The sequence below is a fragment of the Paenibacillus sp. FSL H8-0259 genome (genome assembly GCF_037963255.1).
Classification (GTDB): Bacteria; Bacillota; Bacilli; order Paenibacillales; family Paenibacillaceae; genus Paenibacillus_AQ; species Paenibacillus_AQ phytohabitans.
Genome location: NZ_CP150147.1, coordinates 6,422,648 through 6,445,725, shown reverse-complemented (window position 1 = coordinate 6,445,725; position 23,078 = coordinate 6,422,648). Strand labels below are relative to the sequence as shown.

The following is a 23,078-nucleotide window of genomic DNA, read 5'->3' as shown; positions in this document are numbered from 1 at the left end:
GAGGTCTTATAAATGAAACGTTATGTCAAATGGCTGACTCTCTCGTTATCACTGGTTGTCCTGGCGGCGATGGTGAGCGCATGCGGAGGCAAAAATACTAATAACGGCGCTTCAGAAACCGGATCGGCAAATCCGCAGAAGGTGGACAAGAAAACATACAAGTGGTTCGTGGCCCGCGGCGTAGACAGCCCTCCGGCTGTTACTGTAAAGGAGATTGCAGATGAGTTCTCAAGGACGCATCCGGAATTCGAGCTGGTTCTGGAGGGCACGGGTGATCGCCCGTCCTATCTGCAGAAGCTGCGGACATTGATTGCGAGCAATGAGATGCCCGCCATGTTTGATACAGATCCGGATGCCTATGCTTCCAAGCTCGTGGAGCAAGGCAAACTGGTAGATATGAAAAAACTGCTGGAGGAGCTTGGGAAATATGAAGATTTCCGTCCGGTGGCCCTGCAATATCAGCAGTTCGCAGACGGCAGCATGTATACTTTCCCGCTGGAATATGGAATCGAGGTATTCTGGTACAACATCAAGATGTTCAAGGATCTTGGCCTGGAGCCGCCGAAGACGTTCGATGAGTTCATGGAGGTTGCCGATAAGCTGAAGCAAAGCGGGGTTACACCGATTGCCGTCGACGGCAAGGATAAATGGCCGGTTCTCCGGTACCTGGCGTACAAACCGTTCCGCATGACAGGCAATGATTTTATCGAAAATGTAAAGCAAGGCAAAGCATCCTTCAAGGACCCGGCCGGCATGGAAGGGATTAAGTTCGTTCACGATCTGGGCACCAAAGGGTACTTTCAGCAAGGATTCACTGCAACGGATTACACCGCAGCGCGCGACTTGTACCTGAGCGGCAAAGCCGGCATGTATTACATGGGTTCGTGGGAGACCATGAACTTCGTAAATGATAAAGTAAGCGCAGAAATGAAGGATAATATCGGGTTTTTCCGGCTTCCCATGATGGAAGGCGCCACAACGGCTGACAATGATTATTTTATCAACTCGGGTATCGGCGTTGCCTTCAACCAGGAGACCTTCGATGATACGATGAAGGAATTCGTCAAATTCCTTCTGGAGCAATACCCGAAGGCCTATACGGAGAAAGGCCAATTCTCGCCTTTCAATTATTCACTTGATCAAGAACAGGGGATGCCGGAGCTCTTCTATAAAATTCAGGACGAAATCGCGAAATCCGGCAACGTCTTTGCGGTCCCGTGGGATACGCGCCTTGATCCGGCCACGAATGAGCTGCTGGGCAACGAATTGAATGCCCTGGCTCTGGGAGCCCATACTCCGGAAGAATTTGCCGAACTAATGGATCAGGCGATTAAAGAAAACGCGCCGAAATACTTCAAATAACGATTCTAAACATGGCGGCCAGCCGCAAGCCGGTTGGCTGCTGTAAGTACAATAAAACTAAAATTAGGGAATGAGCAAGCATATGGATAAAGTCCTGCGCAACCGCAAAGCCGCTCTCGTCTTTCTGCTGCCTGCATTATTGGTGTATTTGCTCACCGTGCTGGCGCCTATCCTTTGGTCGATGTATTTCAGTTTCTTCTCCTGGGACGGAGTTTCAGATATGCTCTATATCGGCTTTGACAATTACACGAAGATGTTCGGCGGCGACAAAACATTCTGGAAGGCGTTCAGCAACAATCTGATCTATGTTTCCATTATTGTAGCCATGCAGGTATTTCTTGGTTTGTTGGTTGCCATCCTGCTGACCAGCATCACCAAAGGGAGAGAATTGTTCAAAACATTATATTTTGCCCCTGCCATCATCACATCAGTAGCGATAGCACAGTTGTTCCAAAATGTGTACTCGTTTGAGCCGGTCGGAATCCTGAACTTTTGTCTGCAGCAGATAGGTCTTGGAGACTGGAGCAAACCTTGGCTGTCCGACCTCAATTGGGCTCTGGGTGCGGTATCGGTACCCGAAGGCTGGCGTTATATCGGTCTTTATATGATTATCCTGTATAGTGCATTAATTTCCATACCTTCCGATATCGAGGAGGCTGCCAGAATTGACGGAGCTTCTTCCTGGAATCTGTTTCGTTCGATCAAAATGCCGCTGATTAAGCCGGTTCTGATGGTCTCAATCATTATGGCGACTACGGGGGCGCTTAAAGGGTTCGACATCCCGTATATCATGACGAACGGGGGACCTGGCCGCGTAACAGAATTATTGCCAACCTATATGTATAAAACCGCATTCTCCAGTCTGGACTTCGGCTATGGCAGCGCGATGGCTGTATTTATCGTCATTGAAAGCCTCATTGCAGTTGCCTTTATCAGACGGATGATGGACAGTAAGGAGACCTGATGATGAAAATTTCTGGCTATTCGAAGGCGGTTCTTCTAGTTGTTTCCTTTGCTCTGCTTGTCATTCAAGTGTATCCGCTGGTCTGGGTGTTCATCTCCAGTTTTAAAGGGCCTAACGATTTTTCAGGGGATAATCCGCTCAGCCTGCCAAGCCAATACACTTTCGATAATTATTTCAATGTGTGGAGCAAAGGGAACCTGGGGACTTATTTTTCCAATAGTTTCATAGTCGCCGTGACGACCATCGTGCTTGTGATCTTATTCAGTGCCATGGCTGCATTTGTGATCGAGAAGATGTCTTTTAAATGGAGCCAAAGTGTGTTGTTCTTATTTCTGTGCGGCATTATGATCCCGATTCAGGTCGTGCTCATCCCGCTGTTCATTCTTTATAACAAAATAGGAATTATCAATACGCTCGCTTCTCTTATTTTGCCCCAAGTGGGTTTTGCCCTGCCGATCTCGATTTATCTGTTCGTGAGCTTCTATAAATACATTTCGAATGAGATCATGGAGGCCGCTGTAATGGATGGCTGCGGTGTGTACCAGGTGTTCTGGCGGATGATTTTCCCTCTATCCCGGAATACGATCGTCACAGTTGTCGTTATGAATCTGATATTTGTCTGGAATGAATTTATTTTTGCCAATACGTTTATTCATGATCTGAAATCACGGACCATTCCAGTTGGCTTAATGGATTATATTGGACAGTACGGTTTGACGGATTGGGGAGCGACCTTTGCTGCAATCAGCATCACGACCATTCCGACGATGGTGGTCTATTTCATTTTCAACAAGAGCGTTATTTCCGGCATGACCGCAGGAGCAACGAAAGGTTGATCTCCCGCATCCCTTTGTCAGAAGGTATACTGAAAGTACCAGGCTGCAACTTTGCTGGGTCAGGGGGATCTCATGAAAATACACCGGCTGTTCCTGTCAATCAGCATCCGCAGCAAAATCATTATACTGTCCATCGCCTGTTCCTTGCTGCCGCTTGTCCTGATTGCTTCCTTAACCTTCGTCTATTTAAGCAAAGTGATCGAAAACAAGATGTCCGATACCACCTCCAACTTGCTGGGCTCCATCAATTGGAATATCCAGACGTTCGTGAATGATGTGGAAGCGATCTCGAAGCTGATGTTGTCCTCCCGTGACGTTCAGAATTTCCTTTCCTATACTAAAAATGATTTCAAGGAGATCTATGACCTTCAAAATGCGACCCGCAATCTGATCGTCAATATTACCAACAACAAATCCTATATACGTTACGTTTACGTGGGCAGCGGGCAAAGGGAACTGATTACCACGAACCAATGGGACAGGTTAACGTACGACAATATCTACCAGGCGGTCTCACGGACGAAATGGTATCAACAGGTGGGAGGTATGGGCGGGCGGGGCTTGTGGCTGAACAGCGATGAAGTCCGGCTTGTCAAGGACAGTCCGAACCTGCTGCTGTACGGTAAACAGTTAAACAACCTGGAGACGCTCGAACCGATCGGCATGTTAATTATTTCAATCGACAGGCGGGTCTTCGATGAAATGTTCCGGAATATTTCCAATGCGGAAAACGGGAATTTGATGATCCTGGAGCAAAATAAAGTCATTTATTATAATTCCCGCACTGCCGACTTGAAACAGCTTCCTCCCAAAGAAATGAATCTGCTCTATGGCTTGCCTGAACGGGGTACCCGCATCGAAACGATGGGCGGAGAACGGTATGTTATCACCTTCGATACCAATCCGGTAACCCAGTGGAAAGTGGTCAGCATGATCCCTTATTCTAACATCAATTCGGAGATTGTCTGGATACGTAATGTTACGCTCACACTGACAATGGTGGCTTTCCTGTTGGCTGCCTATGGTTCGTATTTAATCTCGAAGCGTATCACGAAGCAATTGACGTTACTCTCCTCCGTCGCCAGAAAAGCGGCCAAACGGGAGATGATCGAAGGAATCCTCTTTCAGGAGGAAGATGAAATTGGGAAAATAGGCAATCAGTTCTTGAGGACCTTCCGCACCAACTCTGAATTATCGGACAAATTAATAGAAGCCAGGCTGAAGGAGCGGGAAGCAGAGCTGCACGCGCTGCAAAGTCAAATCAACCCTCACTTCCTATACAATACGCTGAATTCCATCTATCTAATGGCCGAACGAATCGGTGCCAAAAACATTTCGAAAATGGTCATGTCGCTGTCTAACATGTTTAAGTTAAGCTTGAATAATGGAGATTACATTACCACTGTCCGCAATGAGATCGACCAGGTGAAAAATTATTTGGAGATTCAAAATATCCGCTATAACGGAAAATTCGAGGTGGCCATTGAGCTCGAACCGGAAATTGAGCATATCCGTATGCTTAAGCTCCTGATACAGCCGCTGGTGGAGAATGCGATTTTTCATGGAATCGAGCTGAAGGAGAGCCAAGGGAATATTTACATTCGGGGACGTATCGAAGGAGAGACGCTTGTATTCGAAGTCGAGGATGACGGCGTAGGCTTTGATCCTGCGGTTACGCAGCCTAAGGGATATGCATTAAGGAATATCCAGGAGAGGATTCAATTGCATTATGGCCAGAACCACGGGCTGCGCATAGACAGCATTCCAGGCATCGGAACCAAAGTTACCCTAAGGATCGGAATAATGGATTAAGACCGGCTATGAAGGTGGGATTACATCATGTATAAACTGTTTATAGCGGATGATGAACAGCTGGTGGTGGAGACATTGTCGGCTGTGATCGACTGGAACTCGTATGGCATAGTGATTGTGGGGACGGCAACTAACGGCAAACAAGCCCTGGAACGGATTCTTCAGTCCGATCCGGACATTGTGCTGACAGATATCCGGATGCCCGGCCTGAATGGGCTGGAGCTGATCCGTGCCTTGAAGGAGAAAGGCCGTAAGGCGGAATGTATCATCATTAGCGGGTATTCCGAGTTTGAATACGCCAAAGAAGCCATTGAGCTGGAGGCGGTGGATTATCTGATCAAGCCGGCAGAGCTTGAGGAAGTAGCCAAGACTGTCTCGAGGGCGCTCAAGCGTCTGGAGCGTAAAGCGGATACAACGGGGAATCACCCTGAGCTTCGGAATGCAACAGCCTTGGACCGGGCGGCGTTTACAGATCTAATCGTCCATGCCAAACGCCCATCGTTTGATCAGACGCCCTACGAACGATATAACCAGTTTGCGGTCCTAGTGATTGGAAGCACGGAGACGCTGTGGCTCGAACGAATGAAGAACAATGGCGCTACAGATGCTCTCCTTAGCTTTTTGACGAATCGCGGAATCGTTGTGGACCTACTCTACGAGCAACAGAAAGTCATCTTATTATGCATGGCGGCCATGGAGGACAACGAGCCATTAACAGAAATTTTGCTGTCTGCAGCCGAAGCCTTCTCGAATGACAGCTCAGCGGACGATATTTCATTGTCGTTTGGACTAGGGCCGGTTGTAGCTGGAATTATAGATGCAAATCTCTCTTTTGCGGCAGCCGACAAGGCATGTGAAATGGGGGTGTTCTTTGGGGTTCCGGTTATGGAGGGGAGCCGCTTAGAGGAGATTACCCGCGTATCCGGGCAGTGGCTGACCCGTTGGTCTGACAACACCCAATCCTTCGTCCGTTACGAACAGAAAGAGTTCGAGGAGATGCTTGAACGTTGGACGGAATGGGGGACGGGACGGCTGATGGCTCCTGTTCTGCTGAAGAAGGCAGGCATAGAGTGGGTGAACCGGATGCTCGATCTGATCGAACAGGACTATGGAATCAAGATTGAGAAAGTGATCGGCGCCCGCATGCAGCTGATTGACAGGATACTGGAAACGCCGGATTGGTCGTCTTTGCAGCAACAGTTGCAGGATTTAGCGAAGAGTGTGCAATTTTATTTGAGTGTAACCAAGACTACCATGAAGGAAAAGGTGGTTCAAGAAATCAAAGCGTATCTTGAATCCCATTACCATGAAAATATTGGGCTGGATCAATTGGCAGAACGATTCGGCCTCAATTCTTCCTATGTAAGCAACTTATATTCCAAGTCGACCGGACAGACCATTCTGGAATATGTTACATTGCTGCGCATTCAGACAGCGAAAAAGATGCTAAGAGAAAGCAGCTTTAAAATCTTCAAAATATCCCAAAATGTCGGATATGATAACCAGCGGTATTTCTGCCAGGTGTTCAAGAAGGTTGTGGGCGTAAGTCCCGGCCAGTATAGAGAAGAACATATGATGAAAAGTGAAGAGTCGTGTTGTAAGCGGATATAAGCTATTTATTCCAACCCTGATTGTTAGTTGTCATAGCAAACCTTCATTGTTAAACGGTAAAACTCAGCAAAGCAGCGATTCTCCTGGTATTAGAGGATCGCTGCTTTGCGTTTTTATAACTATTGTCCATTTCCCGTTTAAACAGCGATTGGAACAACGGTCCGTTCGCGCAGTTTTGAAAAAAGATAAGGGTCTGCCTCTGTTCGTAGATATTGCCTTGCCTCTAATCATTTGTCACCCGATCGTATCCGGTATAATTGCTTTTGATAGAAATACCGAACATTTTGAAAGTTTAGTGCAGAGGATAATGAATTTTATCATCGGGCATGTTTGATAATATTCAGTTGTAAGCGCAGACAGTAGATGAAAGGGGAGGGCATTATTGAACAGTAAGAGTAAAGTGGTACTAAGCGCGATGTTGGCATGCGGACTGCTCGCCGGATGTGGAAGCAAAGGGGATAACGCGCAGCCGGAGGCGGGAAGTTCGTCGGCACCCAAAGAAGAGAAGGTGTCGCTCACGTTCTGGAGAAACTCGGGCAATGACGCCGAGAATTCAGCCTATGACAAGCTGGTGGCCTCGTTTAATGAAGCGCATCCTAATATCAAGGTTGAGATGAGTCCGATTCCGTATGCCGATTACGATACCAAGCTGAGAACATCCATTGCTTCGGGCAGTCCCCCTGATATTATGGCCGTCGACGGTCCGAATATGGCTTCTTACGCCCATGCGGGTGCCTTACAGCCGCTGACCGCCTATTTCAAGAAGGACGGTAACCTGGAGGATATTCCGGAATCGACCATTGCCACGTATACCTATAATAATGAAATTTACATGGCTCCGCTCACCGAATCCTCCATTGCTCTTTTCTATAATAAAAAAATGTTTGAAGCGAAGGGAATCCCTCTTCCCTCCAAGAACCCGGAAGAGCCTTGGACTTGGGATCAGGTGCTGGATGCAGCTAAAAAGCTTAACGACCCGGCCAAAGGCGTGTACGGTATTGATCCGGCGCAAGGCTTCGGTAATGCAGGAACAACAGCATACTTTAAATATCCGATTATTTGGCAGTTTGGCGGCGAGATCATGAGCCCGGATGGAACAACCTCCAAAGGCTACCTGGATAAGCCAGAGACCAAAAAGGCGTTGCAATTCTTCTCCGACCTGTATAATAAAGATAAAGTGTCCTCCCTGGAATACCCGCCAGATCCGTTCCCGAACAACCAGCTGGCGATGACGGTTGACGGCTCCTGGTCACTGGGCAATTATGCCGACAAGTTCCCTAATTTCAAATTAGGCGAAGATTATGATATCGCACCACTTCCGAAGGAAACCCAGCAGGCTGTCGCGAACGGAAGCTGGTCGCTGGCCATTTCCGCGAAGAGTAAAAATGCCGAAGCTGCCTGGCAGTTTGTAAACTGGGTGACTGGTACTGAAGGGGCTAAGACCTATTGCTCTATCACAAAAGATATTCCGGCCCGCTATTCAGTAGCCAACGAGTTCCCTGAGCTAGGTCAATATCCGAAGAATATCTTTGTCGTACAGAATCAGAAATTCGGCAGACCGCGTCCGATTACACCGATCTTCCCGCAAATGTCCGAAGCGGTAAACAAGATGATTGAGGAAGTGACCATCGCCGGACGCAACACGGATGCAGCCATTGCCGACGCCATCAAAAAGATTGACAAGGCATATGCAGATCTGCCGCAAAAATAATAAAATTTCCAAACATTGCAGAAACGGCAGCCGCCCTTTATCAAAAGGGCGGTAAAGCTGTTTCTTCTTTCAGCTTAAAGAAGCTTTAGATTTAGCTCCACGTTGTGGGGTTATTTTGAATTTTTGGACCATAATGATAGCAAGGGGCGCGGTTGTCATGTTCTACTCGTTACGCAGCAGATTGATGTTGGCTTTTTCGATTCTGCTGATCCTTCCGATTACGGCGGTTGTCTTTATCCTCAGCAAGGAATCGTCGGAGCAGATCCGAAAATCTACCCAGACTTCCACGCTGCAAACCATAGACCAATTTGCCTCCCATGTCAGCACACTGCTGACGCAGATTGAGGATATGGGCAACCAGGTGCTGAGCAGCGACATCACACAGGAATGGATAACCGCCGACCTGAACGATGAGAGCACTAAGGGTGAAAAGTATCTGGCCAAGCAAAAGATGCGGGAGCTGTTATCCTCTTATGCGATCAATAATTCGAATGTGATTTCCATTTCCACCTTTGCGGAGGGAAAGGGCGGGTTATGGACACAGGACCTGAGCTACTTGAAGAGCAGCTGGTACAGCCAGTATAAGGAGCAGGACGTACGCTGGACGCAGGCTCATAAGGACAGGGATCAGGCCGACGACAACATACGTTCGCGCGATGTCAATAGCCTTGTGCTCCCTTTGGTGCAGCTCCAGTCCCTTAAGGATGTCGGAGTGATCAAAATCAATTATCCTACGGTGCTGCTGCGCCAGGATTTGGATAAAATCAGCTTCGGCAAAAGCGGCAAAGCCTTCCTGCTGACGGCTGAAGGCCTCAGTGTACTCAATCAGGATCTGACAGGATCTGAGGGCCTGCTTAGAGACGGGCTTGCTACTGTGCAGAAACATAGTGGAGGACAGACCAGCGGTATGTTTCCGCTTCGCCAAGGGGGGACCGACTATCTGTTCTTTTACCGCAGGCTGCCTGAGCAGAACTGGCTGATCGTCGGCGAGGTGCCGGAGGCGGAGCTGTATGCCACCATCACAATGCTCAAAGAAACGCTGCTCGTTGCCAGCTTTGTTCTGCTGATCCTTGTCATTATTGTCGCGCTGTGGCTCTCCACCGGCATAACGAAGCCATTAAGTGCCATGGCCCGGGCCATGCGGCATGTCAAAAACGGGCAGTTCGAGCTGGCGATTAAGGACATGCCAAAGGTTAGATCACGGCAGAGCGAAGTGGACTATGTGGCCGGTGTATTTGAGCAGATGACCCATCAGCTGAAGTATCTGATTGAGACGGAATTCGAGACCAATCTGCGCCGGAAAAATGCCGAATACAAAGCGCTCCTGCTGCAAATCAATCCACATTTTTACAACAATACACTGGAGATCATCAGCGGTCTGGCGGCGATGAAACGGGAGGATCTGGTCATGGACGCCACGGAAGCACTGGGTAAAATGATGCGTTATTCGCTGAGTCTCGATACGGATCTGGTACAAGTCAGCGAGGAACTTGGCTATATCCGTGACTACCTGTTCCTCCTAAAGCTGCGGCATGAGGATCATCTGATGGTGACGGTCCGGCAGGATTCCGCCGCGGATCAGCTGCTCATCGCCAAGTTTATTCTGCAGCCGCTGGTAGAGAATGCGGTGAAGTACAGCCTGGAAAAAGGGGGGGTCGCCGAGGTGACGATCACCTCCAGTGTGTGTGGAGAGCGCCTGCACTTGCAGATCCAGGATAACGGTCCAGGAATGACACCGGAACTGATCGCCAGCATTCTTGCCGATACGGAGCTTAGGAACAGTGTGGGAATCTTAAATCATAAAGGGGACAGCATCGGACTACGCAATGTGCTCTCCCGCTGCCGCCTGTATTACGGCGAGCAGTTTGAAGCCGTGCTTGATTCGAAGCTATATACAGGAACAACCATTACACTGAAGCTGCCGATGATAGAGAGGTGATAATCATGTATGAGATTATGCTGGTGGATGACGAGAAGGGGGTCCGCAACAGTATCAAAGCCAAAATCGATTGGGAAGCCGCCGGCTTCCGGGTGGTCTCGGAGGCCTCAAGCGGCAATGAAGCGCTGCAGCTGCTGGAGCAGGGACCGCTGCCGCAGCTGGTCATCTCCGATATCCGTATGCCGCAGATGGACGGCATTGAATTTATCCGCATCTGCAAAAAGAAGTATCCGCTGCTGAGGACGGTTGTGCTGTCGGGATACTCTGACTTTGATTATCTGAAATCGGCCATACAGCTTGGAGTGAAGGATTATTTGCTGAAGCCGGTAGCCCGCGCAGAACTGAATGAGCTGCTTGGCAAGCTGGGTGAAGAAATTAGACAGGAGCAAAAAAACCTGCAGGCCTCACGGCAGGATCTGCTGCAGAAAAATGAGCAGCTGCGGCTGCTGCAGGAGAATTTTTTGCTGCAAATGGTCAAGGACGAGTGGTACAGCTTGGCGGCTATCAGGGAACGGCTGCAGCAGCTCCAGCTGACCCCGCTGACGGCGGATGATCTGAAGCTGCAGTTTGTTGCTGTGGAGATGAGAGTGCCGGCGGGGCGGATGGCGGACCGGCAGGAGCGCCGGGATCTGCTCAATTTGGCTTTTCAGATGTTATGCCGGGAGACGGCTGCTAAGCGGAAAGGAATCTATCCGTTCAGCGATGTCGCCAATTCAGCGATGATGTATTTTCTGGTTATTATGAAGCCGGGGCCGGAGCATGCCGATCGAACGGACAGGTTCGTAGAAGAACTGAAACGAAACATCGCCAGTTACCTGAAGCTGGAATGTGTGACGGGGATTGGCGAGGAAGTGAACGGACTCAAGCGGCTGAAGAACGGTTATGCTTCATGCATGCTGTCCTGGAGCCAAAGCACCGTGTATAAAGATGGAAAGGGCGAACGGAGCCGGGTGATGGAGCTTACGCAGGCTTTTACCCCGGAGGTGGAGCGGAAGCTGGTGCAGGCGATTGAAAATTTGGACATGAGCACCTTCCGCCAGCAGCTTGACACCATTTTCAGTAGCGAAAGAGATACGCCGATGTTTGCTTTTACCTTTCTGGCCCTGCGGATGCTGCTGATGTTCAGCTCCATCGCCAAGAAGTTCGAGCTCGGCGGCTCCGCCCTGCAGAAGTATTTGTGGAACTGTCAGATGACCATTGCCGATTACCAGTCGCGTGAAGGCGTGCGGGGACAGATCGATGAGCTGGCGCAGCTGGTTATGGACGAAGTGAGGAAGCTCCGCTTCTCCAGCGGACAGCATATGGTCGAAGCGGTCAGAAAATACGTGGAGGAGAATTTCTCCTACGAGTTGACGCTTTCTTCCCTCGCCGAAATGTTTCATCTGAATGAGACCTATTTATCCGGGCTGTTCAAGCAGCATGTGGGCATTACGTTCAGCGACTATGTCACCAGGCTGAGAATGACCAAGGCGGAGCAGCTTTTGCAAGAGAACGAACTGAAGCTGACCGATATCGCCATGCTTGTCGGCTATTCCAGTTCCAGCTATTTCAGCACCTCTTTCAAAAAAAATAGCGGCAAAAGCCCCAAAGAATACCGTGAATGGTATTTGAAGAATCACCCCTGAAAACATCACAACTTCTGAGCCGATCATATTGAAATGATTTCTCTAGCCGTTCAGCTACAATAGTGTCAACCAAACAAGGAATAGGAGTATGCAGCATGAATGTTTCTGGAGAGAAGCAAGCACATAAAGAGAGCAAAGCTACAAGCAAACTGGCATGTGTGGCCGTAGTACTGCTGGTTATCGCAGGGTGCACTATTGGCGGCAACGGTAATCATACCAGCAATACTTCTGACTCTAAAACTCCGTCCAATGCCATCTCTGCTACTGCACCTGCGGCCTTTCAGTTTTCTGCGGTTCCTGATTACTACACGGAGCTATACCGCCCGCAGTATCATCTGTCGCCGGAAAGCGGGAATATGAGCGATCCGAATGGAATGGTTTATTTCGAAGGTGAATATCACCAGTTCTACCAGAACAGCGGCCAGTGGGGTCACGCCGTCAGCACGGATCTGATCCATTGGCAGCATCTGCCGGTAGCGCTCCTGCGCGATTCGCTCGGGGAGATTTGGTCAGGCAGCGCCGTGGTGGACTGGAAGGATACGAGCGGTTTTTTTGGCGGAAAAGCGGGACTGGTTGCGATCTTCACCCATTTCAAAGGTGGAATGCAGTCGCAGAGCCTGGCGTACAGTTCTGATAAAGGACGCACCTGGATCAAATATGAGGGCAATCCCGTGATTCCGAATCCGGGACTCAAGGATTTTAGAGATCCCAAGGTGTTCTGGCATGAGCCTTCGCACGCTTGGGTGATGGTTGTCTCGGTGGACAACCGGGTGAGATTCTATACCTCTCCAGACCTGAAGACCTGGCAGCTGGCCAGCGAATTCGGCGCCGATCAGGGCTCGCATGCCGCCGTCTGGGAATGTCCGGATCTGTTTGAACTTCCCGTGGAAGGCAGCAAGGAGACCCGGTGGGTGCTGGCGCTCAGCATCGGCAATAACAGCTCAACCCGTGGCTCGGCGGCGCAATATTTCATCGGTAGCTTTGACGGACAGACATTCAAGAACGAGAATGAGCCCTCCAAAGTGCTGTGGACCGATTACGGAAAAGACTTCTACGCCGCAGTGTCCTACTCTGATATTCCGCAGAGTGACGGCCGCCGGATCTATGCCGGCTGGATGTCCAATTGGCGCTATCCGTTCTCTATGCCAAGCGCTCCGTGGAAAGGGAATATGTCGCTGCCGCGGGAGCTGAAGCTGCGCGACATTCCCGGTGAGGGATTGCGCCTCGTCCAGCAGCCGGTACAAGAGCTGGAAGCCTTGCGTGGCCAAGCGGTCAAGGTGGGAACCCAGCGGCTCAAGCCAGGCAACAATCCCCTGGCCAGTCTGCACGGGACTTCCTATGAACTCGATACCGAGTTCACCGTGAAGGGAGAGGCGGAATTCGGATTCAAACTGAGAAAAGGCGGAGATCAGGAAACTATTATATCTTATAACAACGTTAATTCGACACTAACAGTGGATCGAACCCGATCAGGCGACAGTTCATTTGAAGCCGGGTTTGCCGAAACGGTTCAGGCTCCCTTAAGAGCGGTAAACGGCAAAATCAGGCTGCATATCTATGTGGATGAATCGACGCTGGAGGTGTTCGGCGCAGACGGTGAGACTGTGGTTTCCAGTATTCTTTTCCCGGGGGCTACCAGCAACGGGTTGGAGCTGTATGTGAAAAAGGGTGATGTGATGCTGGACCAGGCCGTCTTTTATCCGATGGCCAGTGTATGGCGGAATGAGGATCCGGACGGCTCGGAACCGCTTCGCGTCCTGCTTAGCCAATCCAGTGTGGATGTTCCGCTTGGCGGCACTGTGGAAGCGGCAGCGGCGGTCGTTCCGCTGACAGCTCCCCAGGATCTTACTTGGGTGTCGAGTGATGAGGCAGTTGCACAGGTGGAGAGCCGTGCCGGAACATCCGCTGTCGTAAAGGGGCTGAAGGAAGGCCAGACGGAGATTAAAGCTCTTGCCCCGGGTGGGCAAGTGTATGCCGTAATGAACGTGTACGTCTATAAACCGGATTGAAATGGAGTGAAAAGATCATGACAAGCGTTACAGCGGCAGCTGAGTCTGCCTCCAAAACTGCCCCATCAAGCAAAAAGCCCCGCCGGTTTCTGCGGGGAGAAGAAATGACCGCCTGGTGGTTCGTGCTGCCTTCTTTTGCTTTGCTGCTCATCTTTGTGTTCTATCCGATGCTGCAAGCCTTTGTGATCAGCTTTCAGAATTATAACCTGGTGGGATCGACCCGCAGCTTTATCGGGCTGGATAATTACAAGACTCTGGTGACGGACAGGGATTTCCTGGCCAGTCTCAGGCATTCGTTTCATTTTGCCATCGTAGTTATTCCGATTCAGACCTCGATTTCACTGGGCCTAGCACTGTTAATCCAGAAAAAGTTCAAGCTTACCGGTCTGTTCCGCACCCTCTATTTCATTCCGGTTGTCATTTCTACGGCAGTGGCCGCAACGGTGTTCAAACTGATCTACAACAAGGAATTCGGGATTCTGAACAATGTGCTGAAGACATTTCATCTGCCCACTACCAATTTCCTGTCCAACCCGGATACGGCGATGAACGGTGTGATCATGCTGGGAATATGGAAAGGCGTAGGCTTTTTCATGATTATCTTCCTGGCCGGACTGAACAACATTCCGCAAGATTTATACGAGGCGGCCCGGGTAGACGGTGCTACAAAAATACAGCAGTTCTTCCGCATTACGCTTCCTTTGCTGAACCGTACCACGGCCTTCGTTGTGATTATGACGACAATTGATGCCATTAAGCTGTCCGGCCTTGTTTTTGTATTGACCAGTGGAGGACCCAACGGGGCTACCGAAACCGCAGTCTATTATATTTATAAAATGGCCTTCCAGCAGATGCAGATGGGCTACGGCACCGCTGCCGCCTTTATTCTGTTCGCGATTGTTCTCGCCATCTCGCTCGTACAGATGAGACTGTTCCGGAATGCGGAATATTAATGAGACTACTAGGAGGAATCCACATGAACCGCTTTGCAAGCATTGCCAAGTATACGGTTATGACCGTCCTGGCTGTCATTTCAATTATCCCGATCCTCTGGATGATCTCGGGTTCACTACGCCCTTATGAGGAATTGTTCAAGTACTCCTCCAGCCTGAATATTCATTTGTTCGTTCCTGTCCAGCCAACGCTGGATAACTTCAAAGAAGTTATCTTCAGTGAGGGCAACCCTTTTCTCCGCTATATCGCTAATACACTGTTTGTGGCAGGGATTGTAACCCTGCTGGTGCTGCTGGTGAATTCGATGTCGGCGTTTGCTTTTGCCAAGCTGCGTTTCCGTGGAAAAGCGGTTGTCTTCGCCCTGTTCATGTCGGCGATGATTATTCCCGGTGAAGTAACGCTGGTCCCAAACTATCTGCTGATGAATTATTTCGGCTGGCTTAACTCCTATAAGGCGCTGGTGATTCCTTCGATGCTGTCTGTGTTCGGAATCTTTCTGCTGCGGCAGTTCTTCGCGGAAATTCCGGATGAGATTCTGGAGGCGGCCAAAATCGACGGAGCCTCGATGTCCCGGACTTTCTCCAGTATTGTCTTGCCTGCGGCTGTCCCGCCGATGATCACCCTTGCGCTGATGACCTTTCTTGGCAACTGGGATTCATATCTGTGGCCTCTAATCGTTATCAATGACGAAAAGAAACAGATGATCCAGGTAGCCATTGCCACTTTCTCCTCGGTGGAAGGAACAGATTGGTCTAAGATTCTTGCCGCAAGCACCATTTCCACGGTACCGATCCTGATCCTGTTTCTGTTCCTGCAGCGCTATTACATTCAGGGCATTACGATGTCCGGTGTGAAAGGGTAATGAAGGAACGGGGAAAGCGATGAAATACGGTAGAGTGGCGCCCGGTTAATGTGCCGGCCGCATTGCCGCGGCTCGGCAGGCAAACGGCCGGATGACAGAAAAGGGATAGCCACTAGGCGTAAATAAGATGACTCTTGAATGAATCAGGAGTCATCTTATTTAGGTTTTAGCCAGTTGAGTGCCTGAAGCGCGCGAAACAAGAAACCGAAAGGGCAGCTTGTTTCAAGGCCGTCTTCGGGAATAGATCTCTAAGAGGAGACGCACACTATTAGGGCGATTTACCATCCAGTCTCATTGCAAGCAGATACAGCTGCAGCGATCCGGAAACTCGGTGAGCGGCCTTGAATTGCACAATCATTAGAGAATAAGATGAGGAGGCCCTAAGTTAATGTCCAATAAAAAAAGCTACTATGCATTTGAGGATCCGCTTGGCACTACAATTGAATTTCAAGCTACAAGCTTACAACAAGCCATGGTGATTAAGAAGAAGAAGGCTCATGAATTGGGAATTCCTAAAGAGGCGTTTGAACTCACAAGTATACGCAAAAAGCCAACTCAGAGCACATAGCCTTTCTTCGGGTAGCTTCCTCATACCTCACAGCTTTAGCATGCATAAAGCTATGACAATTTCATCGTAAAGATCAATCTGCATTTACAATTCACTAGGTATGAGCCAAAAATTAAAAGCCGCTTATTGGCGGCTTTTTCATTTTAACAATTACAATATACCCGCAATTGAGGGGCTTGTGCTTGTATCTGCTGCATGCGGGAGAACGTCCCCGACCGGAATCTCCAATTCGCTAAATTCGCCTATAGGAAAACGAAAGAGATGCTCCGCATACCCCGGCATTGGCGAAGGATGACAGCATGGACGATCTTGGCGTATTCCCCATGTTCAGATTAATCCGGGCGGTGGCGGCAGCCTGCTCATTCTCCTCCGGCACCAAGGCTATGGCAGGAAGCTGATCGGGGCTGCCGGGCAATGGATCAGGAAGCTGGGCATTCAGCGGATCGTAATTACCGCCAAAAGAAGGTCGTTGGCTTCTATGAGCCTGGGTTATATACCGCGACACCGGAGATCAATAGCGCGGATGGGATTTATATAATTAGCGCTATCTGCGCCGGGGAAATAAGTGGATAAACGACATCTAAAGTTGGGGGATTTGCTGTTTGCGCAGGATTAGTTGGATAAACGACACTTATATTCACTAACGCTGCCTAATAACGGGGAATGGGATGGAAATAAGTGACGTTAATCCACTTGTTACCCGTAAAGTGAATTCCAAGGGATGAATAGATGCTGAAAATCCACTTATTTCGGGCGGTGTGGCAAAACTGGCGACCAACAAGTGTCTACAGGTGCGTACGGCGAACTTGAGTCGCGAAACGGTATACGAAGTGCGAGGCGACTATATGTTTGTCCAGGCAGTGAGGAGAATCGGCAAAGTGAGCAACCGAATAGTGTGCGCGAGTACGGAAACGATGAAGTGAGCGGCCGAAAGGTCCCTGCGATTACAGTGCGGCGGCGTTCTTAGCTGCAAACGTCGCTGTCCAGCATGCAAAGGAGGTGTCCCTGCAGCCAGTAATGGCTCCGGGAACACCTCCTTTTTTGGCAGCCTGCCGGGTCAATTAATTCTCAGGCTTCGCACCATCATCCGCAGCCTCAGCCACACTCCGCAGTATCCGGAACCCCAGCGGCTCCAGCGTAATGCTGATTCCATCGCCGTCCATCTCCACCGGCTCACCGCTGAAGGCGTCCTGCCAGCTGCCCCCGGTGAATGATTGCTGAAGGGTTAACGGTTCGCTGGAATTGTTCATCCAGACGGTAAAGCGGCTGTTGTCATCAAACCGTTCATACACGAGGCCCCGGCTATCTGCATCACTCTGCAGGAAACGGAAGTGACCGGTACGCAGTACCTCATGTTCCTTGCGCAGGGCAATCATGCGCTGATAGAAGCTGAATAGCTCACGGTCCTGACGGTCCTCCTCCCAGATCATACATTTACGGCAATCCGGGTCATCTTCTCCCGTAAGTCCGATTTCATCTCCATAGAAGATACACGGGGTTCCGGTAAAAGTAAGCAGGAAGGTGACTGTCAGTTTCAGTCTCCGGGTATCCCCGCCCAGCCGGGTAAGGACTCTGGGAGTATCGTGGCTGGCGAGAAGATTGAACAGTACTTCATTTGCCTGCCGCGGGTAACGCATCAGCAGTCCGTAGATATGGGAGGCGAAGGCTGCCGGATTTATCTCCTCTCCCCGGAAGTACTCCAGCAGCCGGTCAGAGAAAGGATAGTTCATTACGGAATCGAACTGATCCCCCTGCAGCCAGTTGAGGGAGTCGCTCCATACCTCACCGATGATGAACGCCTCCGGGTTAATCTCTTTGACCGCCTGGCGGAATTCGCGCCAGAATACATGGTCCACCTCATTCGCCACATCCAGCCGCCAGCCGTCGATTTGAACCTCACTGAGCCAGAAGCGGGTGATATCCAGCAGATATTCTTTGGTTTCCGGGTTGGCCGTATTCAGCTTGGGCATCCCGGCGAAGAAGCCAAACGTATCGTAATTGGGATTGTCACCTTCGGCTTTAACCGGATAATCATAGATATGAAACCAATTGGCGTATTTGGAGGCTGCCCCATGTTCAATTACATCCTTGAATGGCGGAAACTCCGCGCTTGTATGGTTGAAGACGGCATCCAGCACTACCTTAAGCCCTTTGGAATGGGCCAGGCTGACCAGCTGCTTCAGCAGCTCCAAATCCCCGAAGCTGGAGTCGATCGTTCCGTAGTCTACCGTATCGTATTTATGGTTGCTGGGAGCCTGGAAGATAGGTGTCAGATATAGCGCCGTTACGCCAAGCTCAACAATATAATCCAGATGGTCGATAATGCCCTGCAGGTCTCCGCCAAAAAAGCTGTCATTCGCCGGCGTAGCGCCCCATTCGAGCGTTCCTTCAGGATCATTCGCCGGATCGCCGTTGGCGAACCGGTCCGGCATGATCTGATAGAAGACCGCGGACTTCGCCCATTCCGGAACATGCAGCAGATCCACCTCGTGAATATAAGGCATTTCATAATAGCCTCCGGGAGGCGTAGGCTGCTCTTTCCTATAGAAGCCGGATTCAACCATCCATACCGTCTCCGCATCCGTTTCCAGGCGGAAGCCGTAGGAGAAACGTTTGCGTTCGGGCGTTACCTCAGCTTCCCAGTAATCGAAATAGGCATCTGAACCCACCTTGAGCATTTCCAACTCCTGATGATGATGCTCCCAATCGTATTTATCGCCCGTTAGCGCAAATACCCGTTTCACATTATTCCTTTTGCTGCGCAGACGCAGGTGAAAGGTAGTGCTGTTATAAGCATAGGCCCATTTGCCCTGCGGAGAATGATAGAGGCACTCAAGCTCAATGGAGGTGCCTGGTGCTGTTGCTGATGTCAGTGCATGTCTGCTGATAGCCATGTCTATTCCTCCTGGGATCAATAATGAATGGATATAATAACGAATGAATTATGAGCTTTAGTTAATACCCGGGATAAATAGGAATTAAACACCAGATGGAAGGGTCATGGGATGGAAAATAGTGGGTGAGCGGGAGCGGGGATAGAGAGCTTACAAAGGTGGGGATTTCCGAATCATACAGCCTCAGCTGGTCAAAACAACTGCCGGTCAGCAGATGGATGACCGGCAGATAATACCCGGATAGAGTGATGCAGCCTATATGGCATCTGCCCCGGCTCTGTTAATCAGCTCCCGGTAGTCATTACGCACATTGCCCACTGCGGACGAGACCGGATAAGCCAGCATCTGCCTTGCATCATAAGGCTGCAGCAGCTTCATCAGGGAGGGGATATCCTGATTGCTGCGGTCCAGCCACTGTGCTTCCGCGTCCTTGCCCAGAATGACCGGCATCCGGTCATGAATCTCCTCCATGAGGCTGTTCGCAGCTGTGGTGATGATGGTGCAGGTGGCGATTTTGTGGCCGCTTGGATCTGTCCAGATATCATACAGGCCGGCCATGGAGAAGAGCTGTCCGTCCCGCAAGGTGATGCGCAGCGGCTGCTTGCCGCTCTCCTTGACCTGCCAATCATAGAAGCCGTCTGCCGGAATGATGCAGCGGCGGGACGATACAAGCCCTTTAAATGAAGCTTTCTCCAGCAGCGATTCACTGCGGGCATTGATTAGCTTCGCAGCGTTCTTATCCTCCTTGGACCAGGAAGGCAGAAGCCCCCAGCGCAGCTGGCCAAGCTTATTGCGCTTGCCATCATGAATAACAGCCGGAATATACTGCATCGGAGCCGCGTTGAACTTCGGTGCATAATGGTCGAAGGAAGGATCGCCGGTGAAATACCTGGTCATCAGCTCTTCCAGTGTTACGGTAATCGTATATCTTCCGCACATTTTGCCCGTGCCTCCCTTTAGTGGCTGCCAGTTTACAGCATAGCCGCTTCGTGCTATGCTGCCTATATTTCTCATGATAGCATTACATTATAGAGGAAGAAACTTAAGGATTGTGAAGGAGGGGCGGCGGCTATGATTATCGTAAGTTCCTGCCTGGCCGGAATGAAGGTTAGATATAACGGCACGGATTGTCTGAATCCGGGTATCCAGCGTCTGCTGGACAATCAGCAGGCGGTTGCCGTATGTCCTGAACTGATGGGCGGCTTCTCTACTCCCCGGGAACCGGCTGAGATCATAGGCGGCAATGGCAGGGATGTACTGGAAGGCCAGGCCCGGGTGATCGACAGAACAGGCAATGATGTAACTGCAATGTATATAAAGGGAGCCTATGCCGCACTGGAGCAGGCAAGTAGCTTATCGGCAACTCTGGTGGTGCTCAAGGAGAACAGCCCGTCCTGCGGCAGTTCCATGATCTATAACGGAGAATTTGCCGGTGTGAAGGTGCCGGGAGAAGGTGTAACCTCAGCGCTCTTGCGGCTGCACGGCATTGAAGTGATCTCCGAGGAGCAGCTGGCTGCGCGGTTGCAAGAACTCGGGGCTGACGAACCGGCCAAGCCATAGTTTTTCCCAATAATACTCCATGGACAAATGTTACAATATTGTGTTTATTAACAGGTGGTAAAAGGGCTTGTTCAGCAGTATAATTGAGTAGTCCTGCAAGTGGAAACGGCCTTGCCGTTCTCTCAAGGACGGTACCGTTTCAGCGAGAAATAGAAGGATAAATTATCGTGTGAAGCATATAAATTCTTATATTTTAAGAAAATCCTGAATTTCAAGAAGCGGAGAATCTCGTTATGAAACCCATCTATTTGGACCACGCCGCCTCAACACCGGTTCATCCGGAGGTGGCTATGGTTATGTACAATATGTTATTGAACCAGTATGGCAATGCGTCCAGTGTACACCAGTTCGGACGGTCGGCCAAAAGAATCGTAAACGGAGCGCGCGACAGGATCGCGGGCTTTTTGGGCTGTTCCCCTGATGAGTGGGTGTTCACCAGCGGCGGTACAGAGAGCGATAATCTCGCCCTGTTCGGCGCAGCCTATGCCTCTATTCATAAGGGTAAACATATTATTACCACAGCAGTCGAACATCATGCGGTATTGCATACATGCGGACAACTGGAGCAACAGGGCTTCGAGGTTACTTATCTTCCCGTAGATTCCACAGGACTTGTCTCTCTGAGGGATGTGGAGTCTGCCCTGCGTGAGGATACAGTATTGATTAGCGTAATGTTTGTGAATAATGAAGTGGGAACTGTACAGCCTATAGAAGAGATTGGCAGATTGGCGGCCGGGCGGGGCATTCTTTTTCACGTGGATGCTGTACAAGCCCTGGGCACGCTACCTATGGTGCTCCGCGAGCTGCCTGTCGACTATATGAGCTTCTCGGCCCACAAGATTGGCGGTCCGCAGGGAATTGGCGGTTTGTATGTCCGGCGGGGAGCACCGCTGCAGCCAAGGCAACATGGCGGACTTCAAGAGCGCGGCAGACGGGCAGGTACGGAGAGCCTGGCCAGTACAGCCGGCTTCGCTACAGCGGTAGAGCTGGCTGTAGGCGGACTTGCGGAGCATCATGAGCAGGCTGTCAGTCTGCGGAGTACACTGCTGCAGGAGCTGGACAAGCATGCCGGAGCCGGCGGATATGTAATTAACGGAAATGAACAGCAGACGGTGCCCGGAATTCTAAATGTAAGCTTCCCGGGTGCGAAGACAGATGTGCTGCTGATGAATCTCGATATGGAGCGGATTGCGGCCGCCAGCGGTTCAGCCTGCACCTCGGGCTCTCTGGAAATCTCGCATGTCCTGCAGGCGATGAAGCTTCCGGAAGAACTTTTGAACTCGGCGATTCGCTTTAGTACAGGTTTGGGTAATACTAATGAAGAAATGCAGGTTGTTGCCCAAAAAGTTGGAACCATCTTAAACCGGCTGCGTACTAAAGACTAGGCATTTTTGCGGTCTGGCATCCGTTTGGAAGGTTTCTAGCCTCAGGGAACTCGTAAGTACTATTTAAGGTGAGGGGACTTTGGACGCCATGAAACTTCAAGATATGATTGGCCTCACCGTATATGAAGTTGAAGAAGGTACTGAAGTCGGTGAAATAATCGATATTGGACTGGATTCAAACTGGAACATTACGGGTATTGAACTGGAAAGCAAAACTTTTTTCTCCAGTCATGTGAAAGTTGTGGCATGGGATGATATTGTCGCTTATGGCGAAGATGCTGTCATGATCCGCAATAAAGAGTCGATTATTAAGACCGACGCTGACCATATACCCTATACTTTCCTCTTGGGAAAGAACAAGTTGAAGGATTTGCAGGTGCTTACAGCATCCGGAACGATACTTGGACGAATATCGGATGTTTATTTTGACCAAAAGATGGGAAACACAATAGTAGCGCTGGAAATCAGTGACGGGCTTGTAACTGATTTGATCGAAGGCCGCAAATGGCTGCCTTGTTCTGAAGGAATGTCTATCGGGGAGAATTCGGTACTGGTTCCTGCGATGAGCGAAGAACGGCTTCAAAAAGCCATTAATATTGTTAACGGATAGGTGGAATGTATTATATGAAGTGTCCAAACTGCAACTCCAAGGATATCGGCAAGATCGGTTCCCACCAGTTCTATTGCTGGGGCTGTTTCATCGAACTAACGGTCAACGGCGAGAAAATGTCGGTTTATCAGGTTGAAGAAGATGGCACGCTCAGTTCGCTTGACGATCTGTTCTCGGGTGAAGATGTTGCACAGGATTTCCCGCAGATCCATGCATCCTCCTGATCATTAGCCTGATTCATTCCCGGATAAAGTTACATAGATTCGCCGTGGGGCTGACCTCAAAGCGTCGAATGGATGCCTGGGTCAGCCTTGTTTGCTCTTAAGCAGGAGATCCGCAAGCCTGCGGTGGGTGTTCCACGTAACGGTTCTTCAAT

18 protein-coding genes are annotated in these 23,078 nt (G+C 50.1%); 16 read left to right on the top strand and 2 right to left on the bottom strand.

Annotated features, from left to right (window positions below; all coding sequences use genetic code 11):
* Nucleotides 1–12 precede the first annotated feature (12 nt).
* The 12 genes from NSU01_RS27615 (at nucleotide 13) to NSU01_RS27560 (ending at nucleotide 16,253) form a co-directional block, all read left to right on the top strand.
* A complete protein-coding gene (locus NSU01_RS27615) occupies nucleotides 13–1,362 on the top strand; it encodes an extracellular solute-binding protein (RefSeq protein WP_076245132.1) in 1,350 nt (449 codons plus the stop codon).
* Nucleotides 1,363–1,444: 82 nt separating this feature from the next.
* Entirely contained in the window at nucleotides 1,445–2,326 is an 882-nt protein-coding gene (locus tag NSU01_RS27610; protein ID WP_042139512.1) for a sugar ABC transporter permease, read from the top strand.
* On the top strand, nucleotides 2,326–3,162 hold the full coding sequence (locus NSU01_RS27605; protein WP_081970193.1) for a carbohydrate ABC transporter permease: 837 nt from the start codon (nucleotides 2,326–2,328) through the stop codon (nucleotides 3,160–3,162). The genes NSU01_RS27610 and NSU01_RS27605 overlap by 1 nt, the downstream gene beginning before the upstream one ends.
* 72 nt (nucleotides 3,163–3,234) lie before the next feature.
* Nucleotides 3,235–4,974, top strand: a complete 1,740-nt coding sequence (locus NSU01_RS27600; protein ID WP_076245130.1) for a sensor histidine kinase — start codon at nucleotides 3,235–3,237, stop codon at nucleotides 4,972–4,974.
* 27 nt (nucleotides 4,975–5,001) lie between these two features.
* Nucleotides 5,002–6,585: a response regulator gene (locus tag NSU01_RS27595; protein WP_076245128.1), complete on the top strand. Its 1,584-nt coding sequence runs from the start codon at nucleotides 5,002–5,004 to the stop codon at nucleotides 6,583–6,585.
* A 382-nt stretch (nucleotides 6,586–6,967) separates the two neighbouring features.
* Nucleotides 6,968–8,296 (top strand): sugar ABC transporter substrate-binding protein, encoded by a 1,329-nt coding sequence (locus tag NSU01_RS27590; RefSeq protein ID WP_042139508.1) that lies wholly within the window; start codon nucleotides 6,968–6,970, stop codon nucleotides 8,294–8,296.
* A gap of 157 nt (nucleotides 8,297–8,453) precedes the next feature.
* On the top strand, nucleotides 8,454–10,235 hold the full coding sequence (locus NSU01_RS27585; protein ID WP_256703917.1) for a sensor histidine kinase: 1,782 nt from the start codon (nucleotides 8,454–8,456) through the stop codon (nucleotides 10,233–10,235).
* A 5-nt stretch (nucleotides 10,236–10,240) separates the two neighbouring features.
* Entirely contained in the window at nucleotides 10,241–11,860 is a 1,620-nt protein-coding gene (locus tag NSU01_RS27580) for a helix-turn-helix domain-containing protein (RefSeq protein WP_042139507.1), read from the top strand.
* Between the two features lie 95 nt (nucleotides 11,861–11,955).
* Nucleotides 11,956–13,869, top strand: a complete 1,914-nt coding sequence (locus tag NSU01_RS27575; protein ID WP_076245125.1) for a GH32 C-terminal domain-containing protein — start codon at nucleotides 11,956–11,958, stop codon at nucleotides 13,867–13,869.
* 17 nt (nucleotides 13,870–13,886) lie between these two features.
* On the top strand, nucleotides 13,887–14,822 hold the full coding sequence (locus NSU01_RS27570; RefSeq protein ID WP_081970191.1) for a sugar ABC transporter permease: 936 nt from the start codon (nucleotides 13,887–13,889) through the stop codon (nucleotides 14,820–14,822).
* Between the two features lie 23 nt (nucleotides 14,823–14,845).
* On the top strand, nucleotides 14,846–15,685 hold the full coding sequence (locus tag NSU01_RS27565; RefSeq protein WP_042139506.1) for a carbohydrate ABC transporter permease: 840 nt from the start codon (nucleotides 14,846–14,848) through the stop codon (nucleotides 15,683–15,685).
* Nucleotides 15,686–16,073: 388 nt separating this feature from the next.
* A complete protein-coding gene (locus NSU01_RS27560; RefSeq protein ID WP_039300892.1) occupies nucleotides 16,074–16,253 on the top strand; it encodes a hypothetical protein in 180 nt (59 codons plus the stop codon).
* Nucleotides 16,254–17,314: 1,061 nt separating this feature from the next.
* Here NSU01_RS27560 and NSU01_RS27555 read toward each other — a convergent pair.
* Nucleotides 17,315–19,147, bottom strand: a complete 1,833-nt coding sequence (locus tag NSU01_RS27555) for an alpha-glycosidase (RefSeq protein ID WP_083705587.1) — start codon at nucleotides 19,145–19,147, stop codon at nucleotides 17,315–17,317.
* Nucleotides 19,148–19,402: 255 nt separating this feature from the next.
* Nucleotides 19,403–20,086 carry an SOS response-associated peptidase gene (locus NSU01_RS27550; protein WP_076245122.1) on the bottom strand — a complete coding sequence of 228 codons (684 nt, stop codon included), beginning with the start codon at nucleotides 20,084–20,086 and terminating at the stop codon, nucleotides 19,403–19,405.
* A 132-nt stretch (nucleotides 20,087–20,218) separates the two neighbouring features.
* Between NSU01_RS27550 and NSU01_RS27545 the strand changes: the two genes are divergently transcribed.
* From NSU01_RS27545 to NSU01_RS27530, 4 genes are all read left to right on the top strand, one after another.
* Nucleotides 20,219–20,707, top strand: a complete 489-nt coding sequence (locus NSU01_RS27545) for a DUF523 domain-containing protein (protein ID WP_076245120.1) — start codon at nucleotides 20,219–20,221, stop codon at nucleotides 20,705–20,707.
* 233 nt (nucleotides 20,708–20,940) lie between these two features.
* Nucleotides 20,941–22,092, top strand: a complete 1,152-nt coding sequence (locus NSU01_RS27540; RefSeq protein ID WP_042139499.1) for a cysteine desulfurase family protein — start codon at nucleotides 20,941–20,943, stop codon at nucleotides 22,090–22,092.
* A gap of 88 nt (nucleotides 22,093–22,180) precedes the next feature.
* Nucleotides 22,181–22,702, top strand: coding sequence for a PRC-barrel domain-containing protein (locus NSU01_RS27535; protein WP_039300903.1), 522 nt, complete (start codon nucleotides 22,181–22,183; stop codon nucleotides 22,700–22,702).
* A gap of 14 nt (nucleotides 22,703–22,716) precedes the next feature.
* The gene (locus NSU01_RS27530) at nucleotides 22,717–22,926 is read left to right on the top strand and encodes a hypothetical protein (RefSeq protein ID WP_039300906.1); all 210 of its coding nucleotides are present in this window, start codon (nucleotides 22,717–22,719) and stop codon (nucleotides 22,924–22,926) included.
* The last annotated feature ends 152 nt before the right edge of the window (nucleotides 22,927–23,078 follow it).

Excerpts from the sequence above, each read along its gene's own strand:
- NSU01_RS27615 (WP_076245132.1), top strand. The coding sequence starts at position 13 with ATGAAACGTTATGTCAAATGGCTGACTCTCTCGTTATCACTGGTTGTC.
- NSU01_RS27610 (WP_042139512.1), top strand. The coding sequence starts at position 1,445 with ATGGATAAAGTCCTGCGCAACCGCAAAGCCGCTCTCGTCTTTCTGCTG.
- NSU01_RS27605 (WP_081970193.1), top strand. The coding sequence starts at position 2,326 with ATGATGAAAATTTCTGGCTATTCGAAGGCGGTTCTTCTAGTTGTTTCC.
- NSU01_RS27600 (WP_076245130.1), top strand. The coding sequence starts at position 3,235 with ATGAAAATACACCGGCTGTTCCTGTCAATCAGCATCCGCAGCAAAATC.
- NSU01_RS27595 (WP_076245128.1), top strand. The coding sequence starts at position 5,002 with ATGTATAAACTGTTTATAGCGGATGATGAACAGCTGGTGGTGGAGACA.
- NSU01_RS27585 (WP_256703917.1), top strand. The coding sequence starts at position 8,454 with ATGTTCTACTCGTTACGCAGCAGATTGATGTTGGCTTTTTCGATTCTG.
- NSU01_RS27580 (WP_042139507.1), top strand. The coding sequence starts at position 10,241 with ATGTATGAGATTATGCTGGTGGATGACGAGAAGGGGGTCCGCAACAGT.
- NSU01_RS27575 (WP_076245125.1), top strand. The coding sequence starts at position 11,956 with ATGAATGTTTCTGGAGAGAAGCAAGCACATAAAGAGAGCAAAGCTACA.
- NSU01_RS27570 (WP_081970191.1), top strand. The coding sequence starts at position 13,887 with ATGACAAGCGTTACAGCGGCAGCTGAGTCTGCCTCCAAAACTGCCCCA.
- NSU01_RS27565 (WP_042139506.1), top strand. The coding sequence starts at position 14,846 with ATGAACCGCTTTGCAAGCATTGCCAAGTATACGGTTATGACCGTCCTG.
- NSU01_RS27560 (WP_039300892.1), top strand. The coding sequence starts at position 16,074 with ATGTCCAATAAAAAAAGCTACTATGCATTTGAGGATCCGCTTGGCACT.
- NSU01_RS27555 (WP_083705587.1), bottom strand. The coding sequence starts at position 19,147 with ATGGCTATCAGCAGACATGCACTGACATCAGCAACAGCACCAGGCACC.
- NSU01_RS27550 (WP_076245122.1), bottom strand. The coding sequence starts at position 20,086 with ATGTGCGGAAGATATACGATTACCGTAACACTGGAAGAGCTGATGACC.
- NSU01_RS27545 (WP_076245120.1), top strand. The coding sequence starts at position 20,219 with ATGATTATCGTAAGTTCCTGCCTGGCCGGAATGAAGGTTAGATATAAC.
- NSU01_RS27540 (WP_042139499.1), top strand. The coding sequence starts at position 20,941 with ATGAAACCCATCTATTTGGACCACGCCGCCTCAACACCGGTTCATCCG.
- NSU01_RS27535 (WP_039300903.1), top strand. The coding sequence starts at position 22,181 with ATGAAACTTCAAGATATGATTGGCCTCACCGTATATGAAGTTGAAGAA.
- NSU01_RS27530 (WP_039300906.1), top strand. The coding sequence starts at position 22,717 with ATGAAGTGTCCAAACTGCAACTCCAAGGATATCGGCAAGATCGGTTCC.